19 protein-coding genes are annotated in these 23,614 nt (G+C 39.4%); 11 read left to right on the forward strand and 8 right to left on the reverse strand.

All coding sequences use genetic code 11. The annotated features are described in order from the left end of the window. Positions 1-357 precede the first annotated feature (357 nt). On the reverse strand, positions 358-1,326 hold the full coding sequence (gene cysB / locus G322_RS0105135; protein ID WP_022940737.1) for an HTH-type transcriptional regulator CysB: 969 nt from the start codon (positions 1,324-1,326) through the stop codon (positions 358-360). Between the two features lie 105 nt (positions 1,327-1,431). Between cysB and G322_RS0105140 the strand changes: the two genes are divergently transcribed. The 7 genes from G322_RS0105140 to G322_RS0105170 all read left to right on the forward strand — a co-directional run bounded on the left by G322_RS0105140 (position 1,432) and on the right by G322_RS0105170 (position 8,314). Further along, positions 1,432-2,118, forward strand: coding sequence for a sensor histidine kinase (locus G322_RS0105140; protein ID WP_022940738.1), 687 nt, complete (start codon positions 1,432-1,434; stop codon positions 2,116-2,118). Between the two features lie 97 nt (positions 2,119-2,215). Further along, on the forward strand, positions 2,216-2,992 hold the full coding sequence (locus tag G322_RS0105145; RefSeq protein WP_022940739.1) for a hypothetical protein: 777 nt from the start codon (positions 2,216-2,218) through the stop codon (positions 2,990-2,992). A 134-nt stretch (positions 2,993-3,126) separates the two neighbouring features. Next, positions 3,127-3,516: a TraR/DksA family transcriptional regulator gene (locus G322_RS0105150; protein ID WP_022940740.1), complete on the forward strand. Its 390-nt coding sequence runs from the start codon at positions 3,127-3,129 to the stop codon at positions 3,514-3,516. Positions 3,517-3,589: 73 nt separating this feature from the next. Continuing rightward, on the forward strand, positions 3,590-5,260 hold the full coding sequence (locus G322_RS0105155; protein ID WP_022940741.1) for an AAA family ATPase: 1,671 nt from the start codon (positions 3,590-3,592) through the stop codon (positions 5,258-5,260). 65 nt (positions 5,261-5,325) lie between these two features. Then, a complete protein-coding gene (gene fabA, locus G322_RS0105160; protein ID WP_022940742.1) occupies positions 5,326-5,865 on the forward strand; it encodes a bifunctional 3-hydroxydecanoyl-ACP dehydratase/trans-2-decenoyl-ACP isomerase in 540 nt (179 codons plus the stop codon). Positions 5,866-5,969: 104 nt separating this feature from the next. Continuing rightward, entirely contained in the window at positions 5,970-7,799 is a 1,830-nt protein-coding gene (gene sppA / locus G322_RS0105165) for a signal peptide peptidase SppA (protein WP_022940743.1), read from the forward strand. 50 nt (positions 7,800-7,849) lie between these two features. Then, positions 7,850-8,314, forward strand: coding sequence for a DUF2919 domain-containing protein (locus G322_RS0105170; protein WP_022940744.1), 465 nt, complete (start codon positions 7,850-7,852; stop codon positions 8,312-8,314). Between the two features lie 248 nt (positions 8,315-8,562). On the opposite strand, the gene G322_RS0105175 is transcribed toward G322_RS0105170, so the two are convergent. The 7 genes from G322_RS0105175 to fabB form a co-directional block, all read right to left on the reverse strand. Next, positions 8,563-9,849, reverse strand: a complete 1,287-nt coding sequence (locus G322_RS0105175; protein ID WP_022940745.1) for an NAD(P)/FAD-dependent oxidoreductase — start codon at positions 9,847-9,849, stop codon at positions 8,563-8,565. Positions 9,850-10,077: 228 nt separating this feature from the next. Further along, the gene (ycfP, locus tag G322_RS0105180) at positions 10,078-10,620 is read right to left on the reverse strand and encodes an alpha/beta hydrolase YcfP (protein WP_022940746.1); all 543 of its coding nucleotides are present in this window, start codon (positions 10,618-10,620) and stop codon (positions 10,078-10,080) included. Positions 10,621-10,711: 91 nt separating this feature from the next. Next, the gene (nagZ, locus tag G322_RS0105185; RefSeq protein WP_022940747.1) at positions 10,712-11,749 is read right to left on the reverse strand and encodes a beta-N-acetylhexosaminidase; all 1,038 of its coding nucleotides are present in this window, start codon (positions 11,747-11,749) and stop codon (positions 10,712-10,714) included. Between the two features lie 80 nt (positions 11,750-11,829). Beyond that, positions 11,830-14,091, reverse strand: coding sequence for a FimV/HubP family polar landmark protein (locus tag G322_RS0105190; RefSeq protein WP_022940748.1), 2,262 nt, complete (start codon positions 14,089-14,091; stop codon positions 11,830-11,832). A 142-nt stretch (positions 14,092-14,233) separates the two neighbouring features. Continuing rightward, positions 14,234-15,277 (reverse strand): aspartate-semialdehyde dehydrogenase, encoded by a 1,044-nt coding sequence (locus G322_RS0105195; protein WP_022940749.1) that lies wholly within the window; start codon positions 15,275-15,277, stop codon positions 14,234-14,236. A 1-nt stretch (position 15,278) separates the two neighbouring features. Further along, positions 15,279-16,412 (reverse strand): 4-phosphoerythronate dehydrogenase, encoded by a 1,134-nt coding sequence (locus G322_RS0105200; protein WP_022940750.1) that lies wholly within the window; start codon positions 16,410-16,412, stop codon positions 15,279-15,281. Positions 16,413-16,476: 64 nt separating this feature from the next. Then, positions 16,477-17,694 carry a beta-ketoacyl-ACP synthase I gene (gene fabB, locus G322_RS0105205; protein WP_022940751.1) on the reverse strand — a complete coding sequence of 406 codons (1,218 nt, stop codon included), beginning with the start codon at positions 17,692-17,694 and terminating at the stop codon, positions 16,477-16,479. Positions 17,695-17,805: 111 nt separating this feature from the next. Here fabB and mnmC point away from each other — a divergent pair, with 111 nt between their 5' ends. The 4 genes from mnmC to oleC all read left to right on the forward strand — a co-directional run bounded on the left by mnmC (position 17,806) and on the right by oleC (position 23,614). After that, positions 17,806-19,812 carry a bifunctional tRNA (5-methylaminomethyl-2-thiouridine)(34)-methyltransferase MnmC2/FAD-dependent 5-carboxymethylaminomethyl-2-thiouridine(34) oxidoreductase MnmC1 gene (gene mnmC / locus G322_RS0105210; protein ID WP_022940752.1) on the forward strand — a complete coding sequence of 669 codons (2,007 nt, stop codon included), beginning with the start codon at positions 17,806-17,808 and terminating at the stop codon, positions 19,810-19,812. A gap of 180 nt (positions 19,813-19,992) precedes the next feature. Further along, positions 19,993-21,042 (forward strand): 3-oxoacyl-ACP synthase III, encoded by a 1,050-nt coding sequence (locus G322_RS0105215; protein WP_022940753.1) that lies wholly within the window; start codon positions 19,993-19,995, stop codon positions 21,040-21,042. Beyond that, positions 21,042-21,935 carry an alpha/beta fold hydrolase gene (locus tag G322_RS0105220; protein ID WP_022940754.1) on the forward strand — a complete coding sequence of 298 codons (894 nt, stop codon included), beginning with the start codon at positions 21,042-21,044 and terminating at the stop codon, positions 21,933-21,935. The genes G322_RS0105215 and G322_RS0105220 overlap by 1 nt, the downstream gene beginning before the upstream one ends. A 2-nt stretch (positions 21,936-21,937) precedes the next feature. Further along, entirely contained in the window at positions 21,938-23,614 is a 1,677-nt protein-coding gene (gene oleC / locus G322_RS0105225) for an olefin beta-lactone synthetase (RefSeq protein ID WP_022940755.1), read from the forward strand.

Genomic DNA, 23,614 nt, shown 5'->3' on the forward strand with positions numbered 1-23,614 from the left:
ATACCATTCCGCTTAATATAATGATCAGGTTTTACGCAGGGTAAATGACTAAGGTCAAGGCGCATGATTGAGTAATAGCCGGCTATTGCGATTGAATGCAACGCAGATATTAGTCATTTAAACCAGTACTTAGGCGGATTGGTATTACATAGCCCTTAGTTTAACTGTTTTATAAAATAGCATATAAAGACTCAGAGCGTAGTTTAGTGGTTTAAAGACTACGTACATCCTGTAATTCATCCCGAATGTTCAAATTCATTGCAGATGAATTTGTGAGCATTTTTCAACACGGTTATCATAGATAACTGAAGTTTTACCGAGAACTCATTTAAATGGCAACGACTTGAGTAATTACACTTAACGCATCGGTAACTCTATATCTGCAAAGAGTTTATTTACCTCATCGGTATATTTAAGTTGAATCGCTTTCTCAACAACGGGACGCGTAAGATGTGGCGCAAAACGCACCATAAATTCATACATATAATCACGTAAAAAGGTACCTTTTCTAAAACCGATACTGGTAGTACTTGCTTTAAAGATATGACTGGCATCAATCACACAAAAATCATCATCGTCATTCATTGCCATCGTTGCTACAACCCCGACACCTAACCCTAAACGTACATAGGTTTTAATGACATCGGCATCGGTTGCAGTAAACACGACATTAGGTGTGTAACCCGCGGCATTAAACGCTTCATCAAGCTCAGAACGGCCCGTAAAACCAAAAATATAAGTCACAATAGGATGTGCAGCAATATCCGCAACAGTAATTTTTTTTATTTTTGCAAGCGGATGATCTTTAGGTACAATCACACTACGATTCCAGTGATAACACGGTAACATGATCAAATCTTGATAAAGATGCAGTGCTTCTGTTGCAATTGCAAAGTCCGTTTTTCCCTTTACCACAGATTCACTGATTTGTGTCGGTGTCCCTTGATGCATATGTAATGAAACTTTAGGGTAACGCTTTATAAACCCTTTAATCACCTCAGGCAGTGCATAACGCGCTTGCGTATGGGTCGTTGCAATGTTCAGAGTACCCTGATCCGGTTGTGTATATTGACTGGCTATCGCTTTAATACTCTCTACTTTACCTAAAATTTCAGAGGCATAGCGAATAATTTCTTTGCCTGCAGGTGTCACTTTAGTCAGATGCTTACCACTACGTTCAAAGACCTGTATACCCAGTTCATCTTCTAACATACGTACCTGTTTACTGATCCCAGGTTGTGAAGTAAAAAGGCTTTCAGCAGTGGCTGATACATTTAAATTATGGTTTAACACTTCAACGATATAACGTAATTGTTGTAATTTCATATATTTGCCAGTAGTTATGCTATTTTTAAGTAAGTGATTTTAGTTTATCAGAGTTTTAAATAATACGGTAATAGGCTCATTTTTATAATATTTTGGGATAAATAAATGAATAATCAAGACAAACTAGATTTTAGTACTATTTTAGCCACTAGCGCACATGACATGAAAAACTCCCTTTTTATGTTGTTACAGTCTATTGAAAATTTAGACCTTGCTGATAATTTAACCGAACAACAACACAAAAGTTTTGCAGATCTACATTATCAAACATCACGTATTAACGGCACATTAATGCAACTACTGGCATTGTATCGAGATGAACAAAAACAGTTACCACTGTATATTGAAGAAAATTCAGTCGCAGAGGTGTTAAATGAAGTGATCGAAAAAAATCGTCTTTATTTAAATTGCCACGATATAGAGGTTAAGCTGGATGTTGACGAAACACTTTACGGCTATTTTGATCTAGATTTAATCACCTACCTGATTGGTGATATTTTTATTAATGCACTACGCCACACCGACAAACAGATCACACTGCGCGCGTTTACTAAAGACCAATACCTTAATATTCAAGTTGAAGATGATGGTGAAGGTTATCCTGAGCATATGCTTGCAGTATGCGAAAATAGACAATCTGACTTTAATGCCAACAAAGGCCGTAGTGGACTTGGCCTATTATTTGCTAAAAAAATAGCAGCAGAGCACAAAACTAAGCAGTTACAAGGTCACATTTTATTGGAAAATAGACCCCAATGTAGTGGAAGTTTATTTACCTTACGCTTACCTTGATGCACACTATGCCTATGTTACCCTGACTTTACATCTTGAAGTATTATGGTATATACCCTGTTACTTTTATCTCTTCATCTATTTGTAATGAGAATTTATGTTATTTCCCATCATTTTATCGTTAATTGGTTTATTACTGTTTGTATTAATCGGTTACAATATAATACAACAATATAAACAAAAAATAGAAGCTGAAAAGCGCATTGCCATCAGTAAACAAAGGGCGGTTATTACTGAAGTTGATGAGCTTTTATTAAATGCAACACGTATGCCTTTTAGTAAGTCTTTATTACTTATTTTACAAAATCGTATTCGTAATGCGTTAGTACTGATGCTTAAAAGTGCCTCAACAAATGCAGCTATACGCGATCACCTGAAAAATACGGACGCACAGATACAACAAGTGCGCAATAATTATACTCCACCTGATGAAAGTATTTTCCGTGCACCTGAAAATGATAAAGAAGCACTTGCACTACTACAAGTGACCAAAAAAATTCGTGCCGTTTTACGATCTGAGCATGCCAAAGGGAAAATCAATACCGAAGTATTTGTTGCAGAAGATCACCGCTTAGAGATCATGCAACTAAAAATAAACTTGGAAAATGGAATTAAACGTATTTTAGATGCCAAACTTGCAAAACAGTTTGGCAGTGCCAATCAGATGATCAATAAATTGCTTAAAATACTGAGTGGCATCCCAGATAAAGACAGTTATTTAGAGAAAAAACAAGCACAGCTAATCGACATTAAAAATGAGATAAAATCTTACCTTATTAAACATAGTGACAAGGAGTTAGCGGCTATTAAGGCTAAAGAAGCACAGAAACAGAATGATTTAGATGTCATTTTCCAAGATAAAAAGAAATGGTAACCCGACTTTTTTAGATCCACATCAAATGGGTTGTATAAATTATACAACTCATTAACAATATTGACTTAAATCATAACCTCATACAACATATCTGATTAATATACTAAACTTGTTATCAATTAGTCGAGAGTAGTATGTCCCAGTTAAACGAAACACAGATTGCACAGTTTAAAATCCAATTAAACCGCTCACAGGAGCAAATTCGTTTAGCCATTAACCTTATATTCCAAACATCGGATCATGCCAGTCATCACCTTGCAGCAAAGAAGTTAGGACGCTTATCAACAGATGAACTTATTGAGTTTACATCTAAAATTGACAATCCAAACCTTATAAAAAACATCAATAAACTTAAAAAAATTGATGCTTCACTGAACAGCATCGCGATCGGTATGTATGGTTTGTGCTCCGACTGTGAGAGTGAATTAGCCATCGAAGATCTGCAGTTAAGCCCAACCACACAACGCTGTCCTGATTGTGACGTTAAATATCAAAAACAGACTTATAATAACTACCGATTATAAGTCCTCTGTTTTTCCACCGCGTTAAAGTATATAATAGAGGGTGTTTATCACCTTCATACTTAGAGTCTGCACTTTGGCAAATATTAATTCAGTTTCAAATCCCCATAAAATAGCGTGTTTAACCACATCACAATGTACTGCTGATTTTTTAGCGCAACTCAAAAAAACAGATAAAAAGAGTAGCAGTTGGCTCAGTTTGTATCCTACTGCCTCTGAGATGATCAACCATTTTTTCCAGTTGCCACAACCACTACTGATATTAAATACACAATTTTGGCATGCGGCAATTGCCATTGTTCAAACGACAAACAATAGCCAATTGCCACTTCTAGCACTGCAAAATTATGATCATGAAAAGTTGTTTGGGCGTATCAATTTACTAAGCCAAACACAGATAACCTTTCAGCAAGGTGAAATAGCCAATTTAAAAGACGGGATTTTAATATTACATATCAGCCCACTGCTCGTTACTCCTCATTTATGGTTTTTATTAAAAGCTTTTTTACTTAACCAACAACTCAGTGCAAGCTCAGCATTAAACAGTGAAAAATTACGTGGGGCCTTACCTGCTCAGCCTTCTGAAAAAATAAATACGAAGATAATTTTAGTCGCTAATCGTTATCAACTTGATGAATTAGCACAGATTGATCCCGATTACAGTCAAGTCAGTTTGCTATTTTCAGAGCTCTCAGGTGAAGTAAAAAGTAGTGATGAAAATGTTCAAGCTTTACGCTTATACTGCCAACAACTCATCAATGCACAATCACTACAGCCATTAACAGATGAAGCCTTTGCACAACTATTTCTGCACCTTTCTCTATTATGTGAACACCAGAAAAAAATACTTTTCTCACCTAAAATTATCGAGTCTATCTTATCTTACGCACAACTTTTCTCTCAACAGAGTGAGACTCAACAAGGCTATATCGATAAGTTGCATATTCAGCAAGCATTAGAGATTCAACACAGAGCACAATCCAATGCTCAGAATTTTAGCGACCAAGCACTGCTTGAAAAACAGTTGAAAATTCAGTTGCAAGGGGAAACAATTGGACAAATAAATGGTTTGTCCGTTGTAGAATTAATGGGTTACCCGACTGAATTTGGTGAAATATTCCGTATCTCGGCAAGTGATATGGTTGGGGATGGTGAAATCATTGATGTTGAGCGTAAAGTAGAACTTGCCGGTAATGTGCACGCTAAAAGTACACTCATTGTACAAGGTTATCTCAACCACTTTTTCACCCATGTCGCTAATTTCCCATTGTCATGTAATGTGGTGTTTGAGCAATCTTATCAAGAAAGTGATGGTGACAGTGCATCATTAGCTATTTTACTCGCCGTTACCTCATGTTATGCACAAACTGCCGTTGCCCAAAACCTGTTTGTCACGGGGGCATTAGATCAACATGGTAATGTGCTTGCCATTGGGGGGATTAACCAAAAAATAGAGTCGGTAGCACGCCTCTTCCGTTTAGGGTTATTAACCGATGCCGTCACCGTATTAATGCCAGAAGCAAACCAAATTAACTTAATGCTCAGTGATGAGACGTTAAAACTGATCGAAAATAAAAAAATTAATATTTTTGCTATTCAACACAGCTTAGAAGCTTTTCCGTTTGCAATGTCACACAGCTTTGAAACGGTCATTGAAATGATCAATAAACGTATCCACTTTTTACATAAAGAGGATGACAGCGAACACACTGGCATTATCAGCAAGTGCCTAAATTTGTTGCGATAAGCCCAATAGTTAGCTAAAGTACAGCCATTAAAAAATACCTATTCATTCAATATTAAGAAGTGATTATGACAAAAACAGTATCCCAAAAAGAGTTGGGCATAAACTCTTACGAAAAAGAAGATCTTATCAAATGTGGTCATGGTGAACTTTTTGGTGAGGGAAACTGCCTATTACCCATTGATAAAATGTTAATGCTAGATCGTATTATCACGATCACATCAGATGGTGGTAAACATGGTAAAGGCGAATTGGTTGCTGAGCTTGATATTGACAAAGCATTGTGGTTCTTTGAATGTCACTTCCCAGGTGACCCTGTTATGCCAGGCTGTTTAGGGCTTGATGCTATGTGGCAATTAGTTGGTTTCTTCCTTGGTTGGAGCGGAGGTCCCGGTAAAGGTCGTGCTCTGGGTGTTGGTAATGTTAAATTTACAGGCCAAGTATTACCTACCGCTAAAAAAGTAACTTATCGTATCACCATGAAACGTGTGATTATGCGCCGTTTAGTCATGGGTATCGCTGATGGTGTTGTCGAAGTAGATGGAAAAGTTATCTACACAGCAGAAGACTTAAAAGTAGGTCTATTTGTTGATACAACAAACTTTTAAAGCATAATATACCATCTTGGTAATAAGCACTCTCTGCGCAAGTAGACAGTGCTTTATTTTTATCTATAAACCTTTAATTTCAATGAAAACACAAAGGAATAACAATGAAACGACTCTTCTCGCTATTTAAGTGGTTTGCAAAACTACTCAACCTTACCCGTTTAATTATTCTCAATATACTGTTTTTTGTTGTGATTTTAGTGGTGATTGTTGCTTTAAATGCGGATGAAGAGCAGCCTTATATTGCTGATAATGCGATTTTACAACTTAATTTTTATGGTAAAATTGTTGAGCAAAAACAACCGACCGATTTTGCCAACGAACTCTCAAAACAGATGCTTAGCGATGAGCAACAGATAAAAGAGTATCCAATTGATGAAATTTTACAAGTTATTCGTCATGCGCAACATGATCCTAAAATCAAACGCATTTTCTTAGATCTCGCTGGTTTACAAGCAGTAAGTTTGAACAATATTAAGCAATTGGGCAACGCACTAAATCAGTTTAAATTATCAGGGAAACAGGTTATTGCGGCGGCCGATAACTATTCACAAATGCAGTATCTGCTTGCCAGTTATGCCGATACGATTTACCTGGATCCGCAAGGAATGGTACTTTTACAAGGTTTCTCAGTTTATCGTCTCTATTTCAAAGAGTTACTTGATAACTTATTGATCACACCACATGTTTTTAAAGTCGGCACTTTCAAATCATTTGTTGAACCCTTTACTGAAACACAGATGTCGGCAGCCAGTAAAGAGGCAAATTCTCATTGGTTGAATCAACTCTGGCAGGGTTATATTGATACGGTACTTGAGCAACGAAAAAATGATCGGCTGAGTGCACAATCAATCTCACCAACATTAGCACAACTTAAAAATGCCCTACAGCAAGCGGAAGGTGATACCGCGCGTTATGCACTACAAGCAGGTTTGGTGGATCAACTACTGCCCCGTTATAAAGTCCTTAACGCATTAGAAAATAATGATCACAAATGGGTTAATTACGATTATTACCAAAGTACTATGCCAGCATTATATGAAACAGACCTTAGCAGCGCATTAATTGCACTTATCCATGGTCAAGGTGAGATTTTAACCGGCACACAAAAAAGCAATGTTATCGGTGGAGAGAGTTTCTCTAAACTATTAGTGAACGCGCTAAACGATACTCGCGTGCGAGCGGTTGTGATCCGTTTAGATACCCCTGGAGGCAGTGCATTTGCGTCGGAAAAAATTCGCCAGCATATTTTAGATCTAAAAAGAGCAGGTAAAAAAGTGGTTATTTCAATGGCCAGTGTCAGTGCCTCAGGAGGTTACTGGATTGCCTCTGCGGCTGATCATATTGTCGCCGAGCCAAGCACGCTCACCGGCTCTATTGGTATTTTTGGCCTGTTTGCCAGTGCCGACAAAGCACTCAATAAATTAGGTATCTACAACGATGGCGTAGGCACAACACCATTATCAACACTTGACCCAACCCGCCCATTAGACCCTGCCCTTGCAGAGATAATGCAACTCGCGATTGAACGTGGTTATCAGCAGTTTTTAACCGTGGTCAGTGAAGGACGTAACATGACCTTAGCGGAAGTAGACAAGGTTGCACAAGGGCGTGTTTGGACAGGTGTAGACGCTAAATCATTAGGACTTGTTGATGAGTTAGGCTCGTTGCAAGAAGCAATTAATCGCGCGGCAATACTGGCGAGCTTAGATAAATATGCGATAAAACCCATCGTGCCAGCAATCTCTGCCAAGCAGCAACTACTTAACGAGATATTTAGCAGTGGTATTAAAATGTTACCCACAGGTTTGTCGTTAAATTCAACGCTGGTTAATACCTTCTTTGATATCCAACAGCAAAGCGCACCACTCACTCGCTTTAACGACCCTAAAGGGCATTATGCATATTGCCCAATGTGTTTTGTTAATGACTAAAAAAACAGGTAGGTAAAGAGTTGTTTTACCTACCTTATAAGAAACAGATCATGGCCATAAAAATATATCCACTGCAGTTTTATACGCAGTCCGGAGACCTCAAACCACCCACTTACTTTTATTGTGGCTTGCTCTTTTTAGCACGCACATGGGCGTTACTTATTATCTCTCTTGTTTCAAGGGAAACAGGTAATAAATTGCTTGGCATATTTTACCCTGATAAAATCCACTTCTATTTAGGATTAGCCTCGGGTTTAATTGCCATTTTACTGTTTCTGCTCTCAGGACGGGATCACGATAAACACCCTTTTATCTGCAAGATATGGCAAAAAGGTTACCCTTTTCTGCTGATCAGTATCTGCTTTGATCTCGGGCTACAACTTTATTATCTCTACCTTGATAAGTTTCAATATTCTGTTGAAGCATCGATACAGTTGGTATTAATTATCTGGTTACTGCTATTTTGTACGCGAAGTAAACATCTGAAGACAAGTTTTAAACGAGCAGAGCGTTAACACCAATTCGCCTAAGTAACTGATCGTTATATTATACCAATCAGAATAAATAGCTGATCTATTTTACTGGTTAAAATAACTTACTTCTTCGTTGTAAGTTTCGTAAAGGGAACAACCATTTACGTCAACTTTCGCCTTAAATTAAGCTATTTTTCCTGCGTAAAATTTAGATCACATACTTAATCCAATTGGTATTAAACGAAATGGTATAATCTCTGCGCAAATTTTATGAAGCGTTAATGAGTATTTTAATGAAGCTTTAAACGAGGACGTAATACACGGTTGATACGTTCAACAAGAGTAATAAGTGCGGTGCGGAAATAACCATGCAAGGCAACTTGATGCATGCGATATAAGGAGATATAAACCAATCGTGCTAAGCGCCCCTCTATCTTCATGGAGCCCTTCATTAAATTACCCATTAAACTGCCTACCGTACTGTAATTACTCAATGATACTAATGAGCCATAATCAGTATATTTGTAATCACAAAGCGGTTTTTCTTTTAACGTCGCAATAATGTTCTTGGCCACTAATGAAGCCATCTGGTGTGCCGATTGCGCGCGAGGGGGTACAAAACCACCACCGGGTAACGCGCAACATGCACAATCACCTAACGCATAGATATTATCATCAAGCGTGGTTTGTAGCGTTTGCTTAACCACTAACTGATTGATGCGGTTAGTTTCAAGGCCCGCAATCTCTTTTAAGAAGTTAGGTGCTTTAATACCAGCAGCCCAGACAATCAAATCCGCTTCTATCAATTCCCCATCTTTCGTGATCAGCCCCTTTTCAGTTGCTTCTGTGACCATGGTTTGGGTACGCACATCCACGCCTAATTTGAGTAACTCTTGATGTGCAGAGCTAGAGATGCGCTCAGGCAGTGCAGGTAATATTTTCTCACCGGCTTCAACCAAACTTACTTTCAAATCGGTACTATTAATGTGCTCAAACCCGTAACTTGAAACCTGCTCTAAGGAGTTATAAAGCTCCGCAGAAAGCTCCACACCCGTTGCGCCCGCGCCGACAATCGCCACGCTCACTTGTTTCGTTTCTTGTACACCAAGTTGTAAGTATTTATTTAACATCAAGTGATGGAATTTTTTAGCCTGTTGTGGGCTATCTAAAAAGATACAATGATCGCTCACACCTTTAGTGTTAAAGTCATTACTCACACTGCCTAGTGCCATCACTAAAATATCGTAATCAAGCTTACTTTCAGGCAAAATTTCAGTGCCATCAGTATCAATTAATTTAGCCAATTTAATCTGTTTATTGGTGCGATCAATATCAGCTAAGGGTGCAAGTTTAAAGTTAAAACCATGATTTTTAGCATGAGCGCGATAACTCAGTGCATCAATACCATCATCAAGTGATCCGGCAGCCAGTTCGTGCAGTAGGGGCTTCCACAAATGAGTACGGTTTTTATCCACCAACGTAATGTGTGCTTTGCCTTTTTTACCCAATTTCTTGCCTAATTTAGTCGCAAGCTCTAGCCCACCTGCACCACCACCGACAATAACGATTTTCTTCATGATATTTCCTCTAATATTTGGTTTCATTACTGTTTTTTACCATGCTTAAAAACAGTAATGAAAACAAATTTATGTGGGTATAAAAATAGAGATCACAAAATAGTGTAATATTATTACAAATGCAACTATTTTGTGATCTCAAAGAGAAAAAATTAACAGATTGGTGTAATTAAATTACATATTGATAACAAGGCAACGGGGTTGCCTTTTAATAATGATGTGAAACGATTAGGGCTGGTTTTTGAATTGCTTAATCGTTTGCAGATGATGGGAAATGTCTCGAAATTTATGCCCCTGTTTTTCATCAAAAATGATCGGATAGTATTCCGATAATTCATGATCGCTCTTCGTTGAATCGATCATCTCATCCGTGGTTGACAAGATACAAAGACAGTTTTTACTGTTTTTTCTACGGAAACCACTGACACATTTGGTATTAATATCAAGGTACTCTTCAGGCCACTCGATTTTACCCACCATGTTATCTTCAGGGTGAAGGTTAGGATTAAGAATAACTTGCCTAATACCACATAAAAAACCGATACGTTCGCTCCAAAAACCACCTAAACCTACACCACAAATCAATGGTGATTTATCATCACTACTTTGGATATGTTTGTGCACCTCTTTTAATATATGACTCATATCATGCTTAGGATGAATGGTGCTGTAATGCACAAAACGTACGTCATCATCAATAAACTTTAATTGCATCACTTTTTCATGGTTTCCGGGACTGGTAGCATCAAAACCGTGTAGATAAATGATCATTAGTTATTCCGCCTTTATTCTTATAATCGACAATTTAGCACCTCCCAGTTTATGGAAATAACCATGAAGTGCAAGCACTGCAATGAACTTATTAGATCCGCTCAGCAAAGTGCATCAGTTTTTGATGGTTTTCTATCCAAATTGGATTTTTTTGTAATGGAGATGAGAACTTATTTCGCTGGTAAGACATTTTTATGATTGCGCTATTATCCTGTTTCTTGGCAATAGGCAGTGCATCTAATATTGAAATAGCGGCATCACTGTCGTTACACGCAAGAATCAAATCACAGCCTGCATTTAATGCACTTTGTGCGCGCGTAACATGATTACCAACAAAACTTGCACCATGCATGGATAAGTCATCACTGATGATGACCCCCAAAAAACCTAACTGTTTACGCAACACAGTTTGCAACCAGTATGAAGAGAAACCAGCAGGTTGCTCATCACATTGCTCATACACGACATGTGAAGGCATCATTGCAGTCAATGCGCCTTGCTCGATTAAAGCTTTAAATGGGACGATATCGTGCGAAAATATCTCATCAAAATGCCGATAATCAACGGGTAGTGCCACATGAGAATCGGCTTTAACACTGCCATGGCCCGGGAAATGTTTACCTGTTGTGGCCATACCAGTGGCTTTCATCCCCTCGGTATAGGCCGTTGCTATCTCAATAACATGATGAGGATTTTCTGAAAATGCACGTAAACCAATGACATCAGAGAGGCCATTGATATCTAAGACAGGTGCAAAACTAAAATCAATATCACAGGTAATAAGTTCACTGGCCATTACCCATGCACTTGCGTAAGCAAGCTCTTTCGCCTCGGTGATTGTATTATGTTGAAGCAGAGAGCCTGCGGAAGGTAAACGTGTAAACGGTTCTTTAAAGCGTTGTACTCTTCCCCCTTCATGGTCCACTGCAATCACAATCTGTTTCCCCCCCCCTTTTCCTGCATTATTTCCTGCATAAAAACGAATTTGTGAGACGAGCTCTTTAAGCTGCTTTAAATCATAAAAATTCCGTGTGAATAAAATAACGCCTGCCACTAGCGGATGCGCTAAGACCTCTTTCTCTTGTGCATTTAATTCATAACCTAATACATCTAATATTACTGGTCGCATAGGACTCCAATATTTTTTTATTATTAATAACAAAAAAACCAGCAATGCTGGTTTTTATTAGTGACATTTATATTTTTCAATTACTCTAAACGACTAAGTAGTTTATCTATTTCCACACGCTGTTTGCCATTGCTATTTTCAAGCACAGAAAGCAGTATCTCTTTTGCGCCTGCTTTATCATCAATTTCTAAATAAGCGCGGGCTAAATCAAGTTGTGCACCAATGCCATTTTCATCATCATCAATATCAACATCTCCTTGAAGATCAACCACATCTGGAAACTCCTCTAAGCCTAAATCGAGCGCCAACTCACCGTAAGGCTCCTCTTTATTCGCGTTATCACTATTTTCAAGCAGCGTTTCAATATCAATAAAATTATTTTCTGTGCCACTGTCAACTTTAGGCAGTGGCACCTCTTCGTTGAAAGCCACATCACTGAGCTGTTTTGCTAAAAGATCATTCGCTTCAGGCTCAAGCTCACTTTCAGGCAAGCTCCCACTTTCTAGCTCAGGTAATGGCGCTTTAGTTTCAACTTCTAAGGCTTCCTCTAAATCTGCAATATCAAGGGCGGGAAATTCATCTACAAGCTCCGTTAGATCAAGATCGGTTAGAGCTTCACTTTCAGCTAAATCATCAATTTCAGTTGCCGGTAAGGTCTCTGTATTGTTACTTTCAACAGTATTTAGTGTTTCATCTAAATCATCAATATCAATGGCGGGTAATTCATCTGCAAGCTCAGTTAAATCAAGATCGGCTGGTGCGATGTCATTATTAGACGCCTCACTAAGTACATCTCCACGTTCAAGCTCAGTAGACTCCTGTAAAGAGTCTAATTTTGAAAGTTCATTTTCAGAAAGTGTTTCAGTGGTTCTCGGTGGTGCATCAAATTCAACCTCTTCTAATGCACTAGATAAATCTAAATCAGATTCACTCGAATCAGCAGATACCTGCGCTTCCCACTCAGCAGCAAGGTCTAAATCGGCCTGCTCTGACACAGAAATAGCTTCTGGCTCATTCACATCTAGGTCAACAGATGATATTAATGCTTCATCTTGTATTTCTTCAGTTAGTGCGCCGATACCAAAGGGATCCTCTTCGCTTGTTTCTGGTTCATCGTCATCTAAATCAACCGATGAGATAAGCTCTTCATCATCCGTTAATGCCCCAATGCCAAAGGGATCCTCTTCACTGGTCACTAACTCTTCATCTTCAGTCAAATCAACAATTGTTTCTAACGCATCAGACTCAGTGAGGTTCACCTCTTCTATTTCATCTGGGAGTGCTAAGCTATCTAGCTCATCAATATCAACGACTTCTGTGCTCTCAGTACTTTGCTCTTCATCTTCAGTAAAATCTAACTCTTGCTCTGCCTCATCTGCAATACCTTCTGTGAGCAGTTCATCAAACTGCCCCGTTTCCTCCATTAAAATGGCGGTAGATTCGGCAATTTCTTGCTCTTGCTCTGCAAGTTGACGTTTTGAGCGAATACGCGAAATCACCATAAAAATAAGCAGTAACAATAAAATAGGTGAAATAATAACGATTAACAAATTGGTCATTGAAGCCGTAATCAAACGTAATATTTCATTGATCATGCCCTCACCACTAAAGGGAGGTAATTCAACGGCATCTAACTGTGCACGATAATCGTCAATAATCTGTTGTAATTTTTTCTGAATAACAGTTTCAGCCTCTAACTGCTCTGTTAACAGGGTGATTTCATCATGCAATGGTTGCAGTTTTAACTTTAAAGCTTGGCTGGCTTCTGTGGCAATAATAAACTGCTCATTTACCAGTTCCATTTCTGCTTGTAGTGCGCTAAATTTTTTCTCAGTCGCATCCAGTTTTTCTCTGTTTAACGCATTTTCAGCAACCACAGCGGCATCAACTTTTACACTCTCTTTCTCTGGTACTTTTAGTGCCTCTTTTTTCTCAACCAAACTAGGTTTAGGTGTTGCTACTGACGTTGTTTTTTTATTCGGGCTATATTTGCGAATAAGCGCGATTGCTTCCGCATCTGTTTGCTCAGCAACAAACGCTGATGATGGGATAGTTAACATTGACTCGGGAATAATTTTATTAATATTCCCCTTAAAAAACGCATAAGGGTTTAACTTATACAGCGCAACCATGGTTTGCTGCACACTCACAGAATTGTCTGGGCGCAATTTAGACGAAATTGCCCATAGCGTTTCAGCGCGACTAACGGGACCATATTGCTCCACAGATTGTTGCGCAGATAAAACATTTCCCTCACTTGGACCAACAAGGCTAATACTCGATACAGAGGGTGAAAAAAGCAGTGGAGAGCAAAAAATTAGGGAGAGGAGAAGGCGCTTCATATTCATTCCTTGGAAATTATTATTATAAATAATTATAAATAGTTTCATGAATCATAAATTAGATCTGTAAAAGAGATGAATAAGTAAGGCTAGAATTGCGATCTAGCCCACTATTACCGATGAAGAATCAATCTTTAACGCATTAAATATAATTTGATATTAATTTTTCTGCCACTTTGATAACTGTTGTTGCAACACCAAAGTGATAGTTATCTGCACAAATCCACATGTTGACGCCACTAGCATCACAGATATCTTTGCGTAAGCGTCCTACTTGAACATCGGTACTGTTTACCACATCACTGATCATATTAGGATAATCACACACGGATTTCACCAATGTCACACCTTCACTATGATGCAGATATTGTGCCACTTCATCCATATCAACAGGATAATGTGTTTGCAGATGCACCGACTGTGCGCAACCATAGAACAGTGGAACAACCACTTGTGTGGTTGAAATAATAATAGCAGGATCATTTAACAAGCGACGTGTTTCCGTTACCAAACGCAACTCACTAAAACTAATACCATCATCATTAAACTCGCCCACTTGTGGAAAAACATTAAAGGCGGTTTGCTGTGGAAATAGCGTAGTCTCAACCGCTTTAGCATTCAATAAACGCGCTGTTTCACCCGCAAGAGTGGTGACACCTGCTTTTCCTGCAATCGAAACAGACTGATAACTTGAAACATTGATACGCACTAGCCCCACTTCTTGGTGTAGTTGGGCAACAGCTAAGGCCAGCTGCGCTGTTTCACTACAAGGAATAGCAATTTTGTTGCTTTGTGAAAAAGAGGCTAACTGCTCTTCATTCACATCAATCTGTACCAGTGGCACATTTTCATCTTCTAAAAAGGCACCACTGTTGTCGATCACCACACAATGTTCGCTGGCAATATCTGCCCATGCTTTGGTTGTTTCGATATCGCTCAGGAAAAATGCGATATCAATCGGTTCCCAATCAAAACCTTCAATATCAATCACATCAACAGGTTTGCCTGAAAACATCACCGTTTGCGTTACACTGTCTTCCTCTTCCTTTTTTTCTTCATCTTGTGTTGCACTTTGTAGAGGAAATATTTTGCCAATAGGAAAGTCACGTTTTGCTAAGACTTCAAGGGTCGCTTCAATACAACCGCTTAAGTCGCCAATAAGGGCAATGTTATATTCTGATTTCATTTTATCTCTCTTGTAAAACGTTAGTGTTAAAGCCTAACGATTGTAATAATTGGGTTTGTGAAATGGGTGCAGAGACCATTAATGTCGATAATTCGCGCCGTTCACTGTATGTTTTGCGCATAATATCAAAACCGTCATCTTGATCAATCATTTGTCGAAATAGTGCATCATCTCGACGCACATCATAAATAAGGTGTATCAACCTTTTTAACAATGGCTCAGTGATATTTTGAGTGACGCTCACCTCACTGATGGTAGGTTTAACCAAGAAATCTTCTGCTTTATGCTTTATTTCTTTGTTTAAATGCAAACACAGTGCGTGATATAACATCTCTGTACCACGCGCTCTGCCATCTAAACTGTAACCGGCAATATGTGGGGTGGCAATTTCAACGTGAGGCAACAGCGCTTTTTCGATATTGGGTTCATTTTCCCATACATCTAATACCAAGGTTGGACATACACCTGTTTTCGCCTGCTTTAATAGCGCTTGATTGTCGATCACCTCGCCACGGGAAGCGTTTAATAAAATATGCTGATCAGTGAGTTTGTTTAACACCTGTTCATCAAATAGATGTACAGTGGGAAATTCACCCTCCGTCACTTTGGGGACATGTAAGGTAATAATGTCGGCGTCTAAAACATCCTCAAAACTGCAAAAATCACGTTTATCTCCCGCATGTTGCAAAGGGGGATCATACAGTTTACAACACATACCTAACGCCGTTAAACGCTGATAAACCGCACTACCAGTATTACCCGCACCCACAATTGCCACCGTTTTGTCTGTTAATTGGAACTGCTGTTTTTGCGCAATAATCAGCAAGCTGCTTAAGATATATTCTGCTACCGATACTTTGTTGCAACCAGGCGCACTGCTAAAAGTAATATCACGTTGCTGCAGATAGTGTGTATCAATATGATCAGTGCCGATAGTGGCCGTACCAACAAATTGCAATGACTTATTAAGCTGCAATAATTTTTCATTAACTTGGGTAATTGAGCGAACTAACAAAACATCAGCATCCGTTAATTGCTTTGCGCTGACCGTTCTTCCTGAGAAAAAATGGCATTCACCAAAGTCGCTAAAAAATGACTTCGCGTAGGGAATATTTTCATCGATATAGAGTTTCATCTATTGCCTATAAATACAAAAAGGAGCATAAAGCTCCTTTTTTAAATAACAACAAACTAAGTCATTACTTAGTAAAGCGTTTAAACACTAATGTTGCATTGGTCCCACCAAAACCAAAACTGTTCGACATAACGATGTTCAGTTTTGCATCCTGTGCTTTATTCGCCACAATCGGTAGATTCATTGCAAGTTCATCAAGATCAGTAATATTAACCGATGGAGAAATAAAGTCATTTTCCATCATCAACATGCTATAAATAGCTTCATGCACACCTGCAGCGCCTAATGCGTGACCGGTTTGTGATTTGGTTGCGCTAATTTTGGGTGCATTCGTTGGAAACACTTCATTAATTGCGCCTAACTCTTTCGTGTCACCAACGGGTGTCGATGTACCGTGTGTATTTAAGTAATCTACATCACCATCAACCGTTGCCAGTGCTTGTTGCATGCAACGTACTGCGCCTTCACCAGACGGGGCAACCATATCAAAACCGTCAGAGGTTGCGCCGTAACCGACAATTTCAGCATAAATTTTTGCGCCACGAGCAAGGGCATGTTCAAGCTCTTCAACAACAACCATACCGCCGCCACCAGAGATAACAAAACCATCACGGTTTGCATCATAAGTACGTGAAGCTTGCTCTGGTGTGTCATTATATTTGCTTGACAGTGCGCCCATTGCGTCAAATGTACAAGCCGTTGTCCAATCGAGCTCTTCACCACCCCCTGCAAAGACAATATCTTGCTTGCCAAGTTGGATTTGTTCCCACGCATGACCAATACAATGTGCGCTGGTTGCACATGCACTGCTCATTGAATAGTTGATACCTTTAATTTTAAACGGTGTTGCCAAACATGCAGAGACCGTTGATGCCATCGTACGTGGCACCATGTAAGGGCCGACACGACGCACACCTTTGGTTTTCATGATTTCAGCAGCAGCCACTTGGTTAATTGATGATGCACCACCCGAGCCGGCAACGATACCGGTACGTACATTTGATACTTGATCATCCGCAAGACCTGCATCTTCAATTGCTTGTTGCATGGCAATATAGGTATATGCAGCAGCATCCCCCATAAAGCGAAACACTTTACGGTCGATATGGTCTTTTGGATCGATTTTAAGATCACCCCAAACGTGGCTACGCATCTTCATTTCTGCAAATTGCTCTGAGAAAGAGATACCTGATTGACCACTTTTTAGTGACGCTAAAACTTCTTGTTGATTGTTACCAATACTAGAAACAATACCAATACCTGTAATTACTGCTCTTTTCATTATTAAGCCTTTATTGCTTGGGGGACTAAACATACAATGGGGGGAAATAGAAACACTCAACCCCGACTGATTTAAAACAAAAATAGTGTCGCATATAATAGAGAATTTATCTTGTCTGAAAGCAAAAACAACCTAATTAATCATGCTCAAATAAACTGGTCTGATCAGTCTGAGCCCTTTTCTCCCCTCTTTGATGACCACTATTTTAATACCGACCAAGGCATTGAGGAGTCTGATTATGTTTTCATACAAGGTAATCAATTAATTGAACGTTGGTTAAATTGGGAAAATGAATCATTTAATATTGCAGAAACAGGCTTTGGCACCGGGCTTAACTTTTTACTAACCTGCCTTACCTTTGAACAATTTTTACAAGAGAACCCAAGTAAACCATTGAAAAAGCTGTTTTTTAGTAGTTTTGAAAAGCACCCACTCAACAAAAACGATCTCCACAAGGCACTCAATCGTTGGCCTGTTTTAGACTCTTATATCAACCCCTTGCTGGCACAATATCCACTCGCATTAACAGGTTGTCATCGTTTGCATTTCAGCAATATCTGTTTAGATCTGTGGTTTGGTGATGTACATGAAACCCTGCCAACACTTTATCTTTATCACCAAGGGCTCTTTGATTGTTGGTATTTAGATGGGTTTGCACCGAGTAAAAATCTTGATATGTGGAATGAAACACTCTTTAAACTGATTGCTCAAAGCGCAAAAAAAGGGGCAACACTGGCGACTTTTACGGCGGCAGGTTTTGTCAGACGTGGTTTGCAAGCAATTGGTTTTAACATGCAAAAGCGTAAAGGTTACCGGAAAAAACGTGAGATGTTAGTGGGCTTTCTCGAACAGAAAACTGTGATGCCAAATTATGCACAACATTATCGTCCTGCTAAAACCACTAACAGTAAAGAGGTGGCCATTATTGGGGGGGGGATTAGTAGCGCTTGTTTGAGTTTAGCGTTAGTGAATCGGGGTTTTAAGGTCACCCTGTATTGTAAAGATAAGCAACTTGGCGGTGGTGCATCGGGTAATCAACAAGGCGCACTTTATCCATTATTAAACAAACAACACAATGCCCTAAGCCAACTTTTCGCTAATAGTTTTTTATATGCGCGCAACTATGTAGAGAGTATCAATCAGACTCACCCATTCGATTTTGACCTGTCGGGATTACTGCAACTCTATTATGATAATGCAGCGGCTAAAAAACTGGATAAAATATTACAAGCACAACTACCAAAAATATTGGTACAACAATTAACGCCAGAGCAAACAGACCGCATCGCTCAATTAGATATTGGCCAGCAATCTCTCTTTTATCCTTTAGCAGGCTGGTTAAGTCCCGCACAGATGGTCGATGCGCTGTTTGAAAAAGCACAACAAACGGGGTTATTAACCATTAAACTCAAGCATCAGTTAAACAGCTTTGAGCAGGATAAAAATGGCTGGTTATGTCACTTTGATAAACGGAGCAGTAAACATGATCTCCTGATATTAACCACTGCGATGAATACCCTTGAATTTAAACAGTGTGAAGCGTTACCTCTTTCATCGGCACGCGGGCAAGTCACCCATATAAAAAGTGACACCAAACTTAAAAAACTGGCCGTTACTCTTTGTCATGAGGGCTATTTAACCCCCATTAATAATGGTTTTCATTGCATGGGGGCCACCTTTAAACGTCACAATGTAGATGAAGGTTTTTCAGCTCAGGAGCAAGTTGACAATAAAAACAAGCTGGCTAAATGTATTAAAGATAAAAGTTGGGTGGAAAAGATTGATATCAACCATCAGCACGCGAATGTGGGTATACGTTGTACCACACGGGATCACTTTCCCTATATGGGTGTTTTGCCTGATTATCAAAAAACCAAATTGTTTTATCAGGGCGCTGTAAAAAAGATGCCTACCGAAAATCCACCTTTCCATGAAAACCTCTTTATTTTAACAGGACTCGGTTCGCGTGGGTTAAACACTGCGCCACTGCTTGCCGAAACGCTCGTTTCACAGATTAACCAAGAGCCTTTACCGCTAAGTTTACCTATATTAAATGCAATGCAGTGTCATCGTCAGTGGATAAACTACCTCAAAAAAGGTAAAACGCTGAAATTTTAAACTGTATAGCAACAAATAACAGCGGTAAGCGCATCAAACTGGGGCAAAGCCTCAATTCTTTGCCCTAAGCCCTTTGTTAAAATTCAGAATTAAGTTAATCTACGCGCTCGATTTATGGGTATACCAAACTGGTTGAATTTTACCCATTGAATTTTAATAATTGAGAAACAGAACTGCTTAATGAAATATTCACGCGTTTTTATCAACAGCTTTGCTTATGAACTAGCCCCAGAAGTGATCACTAGCCGCGAGTTAGAATCACGTCTTGCCCCGTTATATCAAAAATTACGTATTCCAATGGGGCAACTTGCTGCCTTAACCGGCATTGAAGAGCGTCGCTGGTGGCCTAAAGATCATCGTTTATCCGATGGCGCCATTATCGCGGCTAAAAAAAGCATACAAGAAACAAACATCAATGTAGATGATATTGGCGCAGTGGTTTACACCGGTGTTTGCCGGGATCAACATGAGCCAGCAACGGCTTGCCGTATCGCCTCAGAGCTAGGTGTTAATAAAAGCACCGCCATTTACGACATTAGTAATGCCTGTTTAGGGGTGTTATCGGGTATTTTAGATATCGCTAACCGTATTGAGCTTGGGCAAATAAAGGCAGGTTTAGTGGTTTCATGTGAATCTGCTCGCCATATTGTGGATATCACTATCGATAATATGCTGGAAAAACCCACCATTCAAAACTTTGCGCAATCCTTAGCAACCTTAACCGGAGGCTCGGGTGCAGTAGCCGTCTTACTCACCGATGGTAGCTTACCACTTAAAAATAAGCGTCAGCATAAACTGCTTGGTGCCAGTCATTTGAGTGCGCCTGAGCACCACGACTTGTGTAAATGGGGTCTGCAAGAAGTTGGCCTTAAACTACATCGAGAGTTTATGCGTACCGATGCGGTGCCTTTACTCAAAGAAGGCGTTGCACTGGCGCATGATACTTGGAAACATTTTTTATCTCAGCGCGATTGGGTGGTTGAGCAAGTCGATAAAGTTATCTGTCATCAAGTTGGCTCTGCCAATCAAAAGCAAGTGTTGACAGCACTTAATATCCCCACTTACAAAGAGTACCCCACCTTCCAAAAACTGGGTAATATGGGTACCGTTTCACTGCCAGTCACCGCAGCGATGGCACACGATCAAGGTTTCCTAAAAGCGGGTGACAAAGTTAGCTTTTTGGGCATTGGCAGTGGCTTAAACTGCATGATGTTAGGATTAGAGTGGTAATGACGATGAATAAAAATTTAGATGACCTGTTTCCATTTAAACGCAACTTTCTTGATAGAAACGGCCAGCAATACCATTACCTTAATGAAGGTCAAGGTGAGCCTGTTGTGATGGTACATGGCAACCCGAGTTGGTCATTTTATTACCGTAATTTAGTACAGGCATTGAGTAAAAACTATCAATGTATTGTACCTGATCATATCGGTTGTGGACTCTCTGACAAACCCTCTGATGACCAATATGAGTACACGCTAAAAAGTCGTATTGACGATCTTGAAGCACTACTTGAATCTCTCAATATCGATGAAAATATCACCCTTGTTGTCCACGATTGGGGTGGCATGATAGGCATGGGTTACGCAGCACGATACCCTGAGCGTATTAAACGTTTAGTGATTTTAAACACCGGTGCATTTCATCTTCCTGCAAGTAAACCCTTACCATTAGGGCTTTGGATCTGTCGTAACACTTTGTTAGGTACATTACTGGTGCGTGGCCTGAATGCCTTTTCCTCGGCTGCCTCCTATGTTGGCGTAAAACGTAAAGCGATGCCCAAAGATGTGCGCAACGCTTACGTAATGCCGTTTAACTCATGGAAAAATCGTATCTCCACACTGCGGTTTGTACAAGATATTCCTCTTTATAAAAGTGATAAAAGCTATCAACTTGTGTCAGATATCAGTGCGAGTCTCGAGAAATTTAAACAGGTACCGACTATTATCTGTTGGGGATTAAAAGATTTTGTTTTTGACAAACATTTCTTAGCAATTTGGATCGATAAAATGCCACAAGCAGAAATTCATCAATTTGATGATTGTGGACATTATATTTTAGAAGACGCGAGTGATGAAGTTATTCCACTCATTGAACAATTTATGGAAAGCAATAAATAATAATGAAGCAAACCAATCAAGCTAATCTTTGCCGACATCTTGCTGATGCGGCAACCAACTTCCCCACTTCTCTTGCTATTGCCGTACAAAAAAAACAATTCACCAAACTCACCTATCAAGAGATAAACTTTAAACAATTACATCAAAAAAGTGATGATATCGCGTTTGCACTTAATAAAATGGGCTTACAAGCGGGTGATAAAGCGGTATTGATGGTGACACCCAGTTTAGATTTTTTTAACATCACTTTTGCACTATTTAAAGCAGGTATCATCCCTATTTTAGTTGATCCGGGTATGGGTACTAAAAATCTCAAACAGTGTTTTATCGAAGCAAAACCCGATGCCTTTATCGGTATCCCCAAAGCACAGTTTGCACGTCGTTTATTGGGTTGGGGTAATGAGACCATTAAACACAATATTACTGTGGCAGGTTGTTCTTTGTGGGGGGGGATTAGTCTCAAAGCATTACTTAAAAAATACCCAAGCAATAATGGTTATGCGATGGTGAAATCGGCACCTGATCAGCTAGCCGCAATTCTCTTTACCAGTGGTAGCACAGGCACACCTAAAGGAGTTGTTTATAGCCATGCCATGTTTGAAGCGCAAATTTCAATCTTAAAAAATGATTATCATATCCAACACGGTGAGCGCGATCTAGCTACTTTTCCGCTGTTTTCCTTGTTTGGTCCCGCACTGGGAATGGCTTCAATTGTGCCAGAGATGGATGCCAGCAAACCGATCACTGCCAATCCTGAGTACCTGTTTGCGGCCATTAAAAAGTATCAATGTTCAAACCTATTCGCTAATCCCGCTTTAATAGAGATATTAGGTGAAGCAGGTAATAAAAAAGGGGTTAAATTAACCTCGATTAAACGGGTTATCTCCGCAGGTGCACCTGCAACATTACCCTCATTAAAACATTTTTCTAAACTACTTAATCAAAACGTTGAAATATTAAACTCCTACGGTGCAACTGAATCGCTGCCTATCAGTAAAATTACCAGCTCTGTTTTATTCAAAACAGAAACCATTACTGATACTGGTGGTGGTATCTGTATCGGTTATCCAGTTGAAAATACAATGATTAATATCATCAAAATCAGTGAAGATCGCATTGAACAGTGGTCAGATTCACTCTCTATTGAAGCCTATGAAATTGGTGAGATAGTAGTCAAAGGAGCACAAGTGAGTCAGCAATATTACGCACGTAATAGCGCAACACAGCTTTCTAAAATCACTGATGACACAGGATTTCGTCACCGCATGGGTGATCTTGGTTACCTTGATGAACACGGAAAACTATGGATGTGTGGACGTAAAACACACCGCGTCGAAGCGCGTTACAAAGATGAGATTAAAACCTATTTTTCAATCTGTTGTGAGCGTATTTTTAATACCCACCCAGCCATTAAACGTAGCGCGTTAGTCGCAGTCCATATAGCCGACCAGACGACGCCAGTTATCTGTCTCGAACTTGTTGATAAACCCACAGAAAGTAATTTAAAACTATTTAATGAGTTGCGTTTTAACGCTGATAAACACCCTCATACACAAGGCATAAAACACTTTTTGGTTCACCGAGGTTTTCCAATGGACATTCGCCATAATGCTAAAATATATCGAGAGCAGTTAGCCGTATGGGCACAAAGTGAGATAAAAAAAGAGTGTAACCTATAA

This window comes from Psychromonas hadalis ATCC BAA-638 (genome assembly GCF_000420245.1).
In the GTDB taxonomy this organism is placed as follows: domain Bacteria; phylum Pseudomonadota; class Gammaproteobacteria; order Enterobacterales; family Psychromonadaceae; genus Psychromonas; species Psychromonas hadalis.

Bases quoted from the DNA above. Each gene is read 5' to 3' on its own strand.
- G322_RS0105220 (WP_022940754.1), top strand. From the start codon at position 21,042: ATGACGATGAATAAAAATTTAGATGACCTGTTTCCATTTAAACGCAAC.
- nagZ (WP_022940747.1), bottom strand. From the start codon at position 11,749: ATGCGACCAGTAATATTAGATGTATTAGGTTATGAATTAAATGCACAA.
- ycfP (WP_022940746.1), bottom strand. From the start codon at position 10,620: ATGATCATTTATCTACACGGTTTTGATGCTACCAGTCCCGGAAACCAT.
- G322_RS0105200 (WP_022940750.1), bottom strand. From the start codon at position 16,412: ATGAAACTCTATATCGATGAAAATATTCCCTACGCGAAGTCATTTTTT.
- G322_RS0105145 (WP_022940739.1), top strand. From the start codon at position 2,216: ATGTTATTTCCCATCATTTTATCGTTAATTGGTTTATTACTGTTTGTA.
- G322_RS0105170 (WP_022940744.1), top strand. From the start codon at position 7,850: ATGGCCATAAAAATATATCCACTGCAGTTTTATACGCAGTCCGGAGAC.
- oleC (WP_022940755.1), top strand. From the start codon at position 21,938: ATGAAGCAAACCAATCAAGCTAATCTTTGCCGACATCTTGCTGATGCG.
- G322_RS0105175 (WP_022940745.1), bottom strand. From the start codon at position 9,849: ATGAAGAAAATCGTTATTGTCGGTGGTGGTGCAGGTGGGCTAGAGCTT.
- G322_RS0105190 (WP_022940748.1), bottom strand. From the start codon at position 14,091: ATGAAGCGCCTTCTCCTCTCCCTAATTTTTTGCTCTCCACTGCTTTTT.
- cysB (WP_022940737.1), bottom strand. From the start codon at position 1,326: ATGAAATTACAACAATTACGTTATATCGTTGAAGTGTTAAACCATAAT.
- G322_RS0105215 (WP_022940753.1), top strand. From the start codon at position 19,993: ATGAAATATTCACGCGTTTTTATCAACAGCTTTGCTTATGAACTAGCC.
- G322_RS0105195 (WP_022940749.1), bottom strand. From the start codon at position 15,277: ATGAAATCAGAATATAACATTGCCCTTATTGGCGACTTAAGCGGTTGT.
- fabA (WP_022940742.1), top strand. From the start codon at position 5,326: ATGACAAAAACAGTATCCCAAAAAGAGTTGGGCATAAACTCTTACGAA.
- G322_RS0105150 (WP_022940740.1), top strand. From the start codon at position 3,127: ATGTCCCAGTTAAACGAAACACAGATTGCACAGTTTAAAATCCAATTA.
- fabB (WP_022940751.1), bottom strand. From the start codon at position 17,694: ATGAAAAGAGCAGTAATTACAGGTATTGGTATTGTTTCTAGTATTGGT.
- G322_RS0105140 (WP_022940738.1), top strand. From the start codon at position 1,432: ATGAATAATCAAGACAAACTAGATTTTAGTACTATTTTAGCCACTAGC.
- sppA (WP_022940743.1), top strand. From the start codon at position 5,970: ATGAAACGACTCTTCTCGCTATTTAAGTGGTTTGCAAAACTACTCAAC.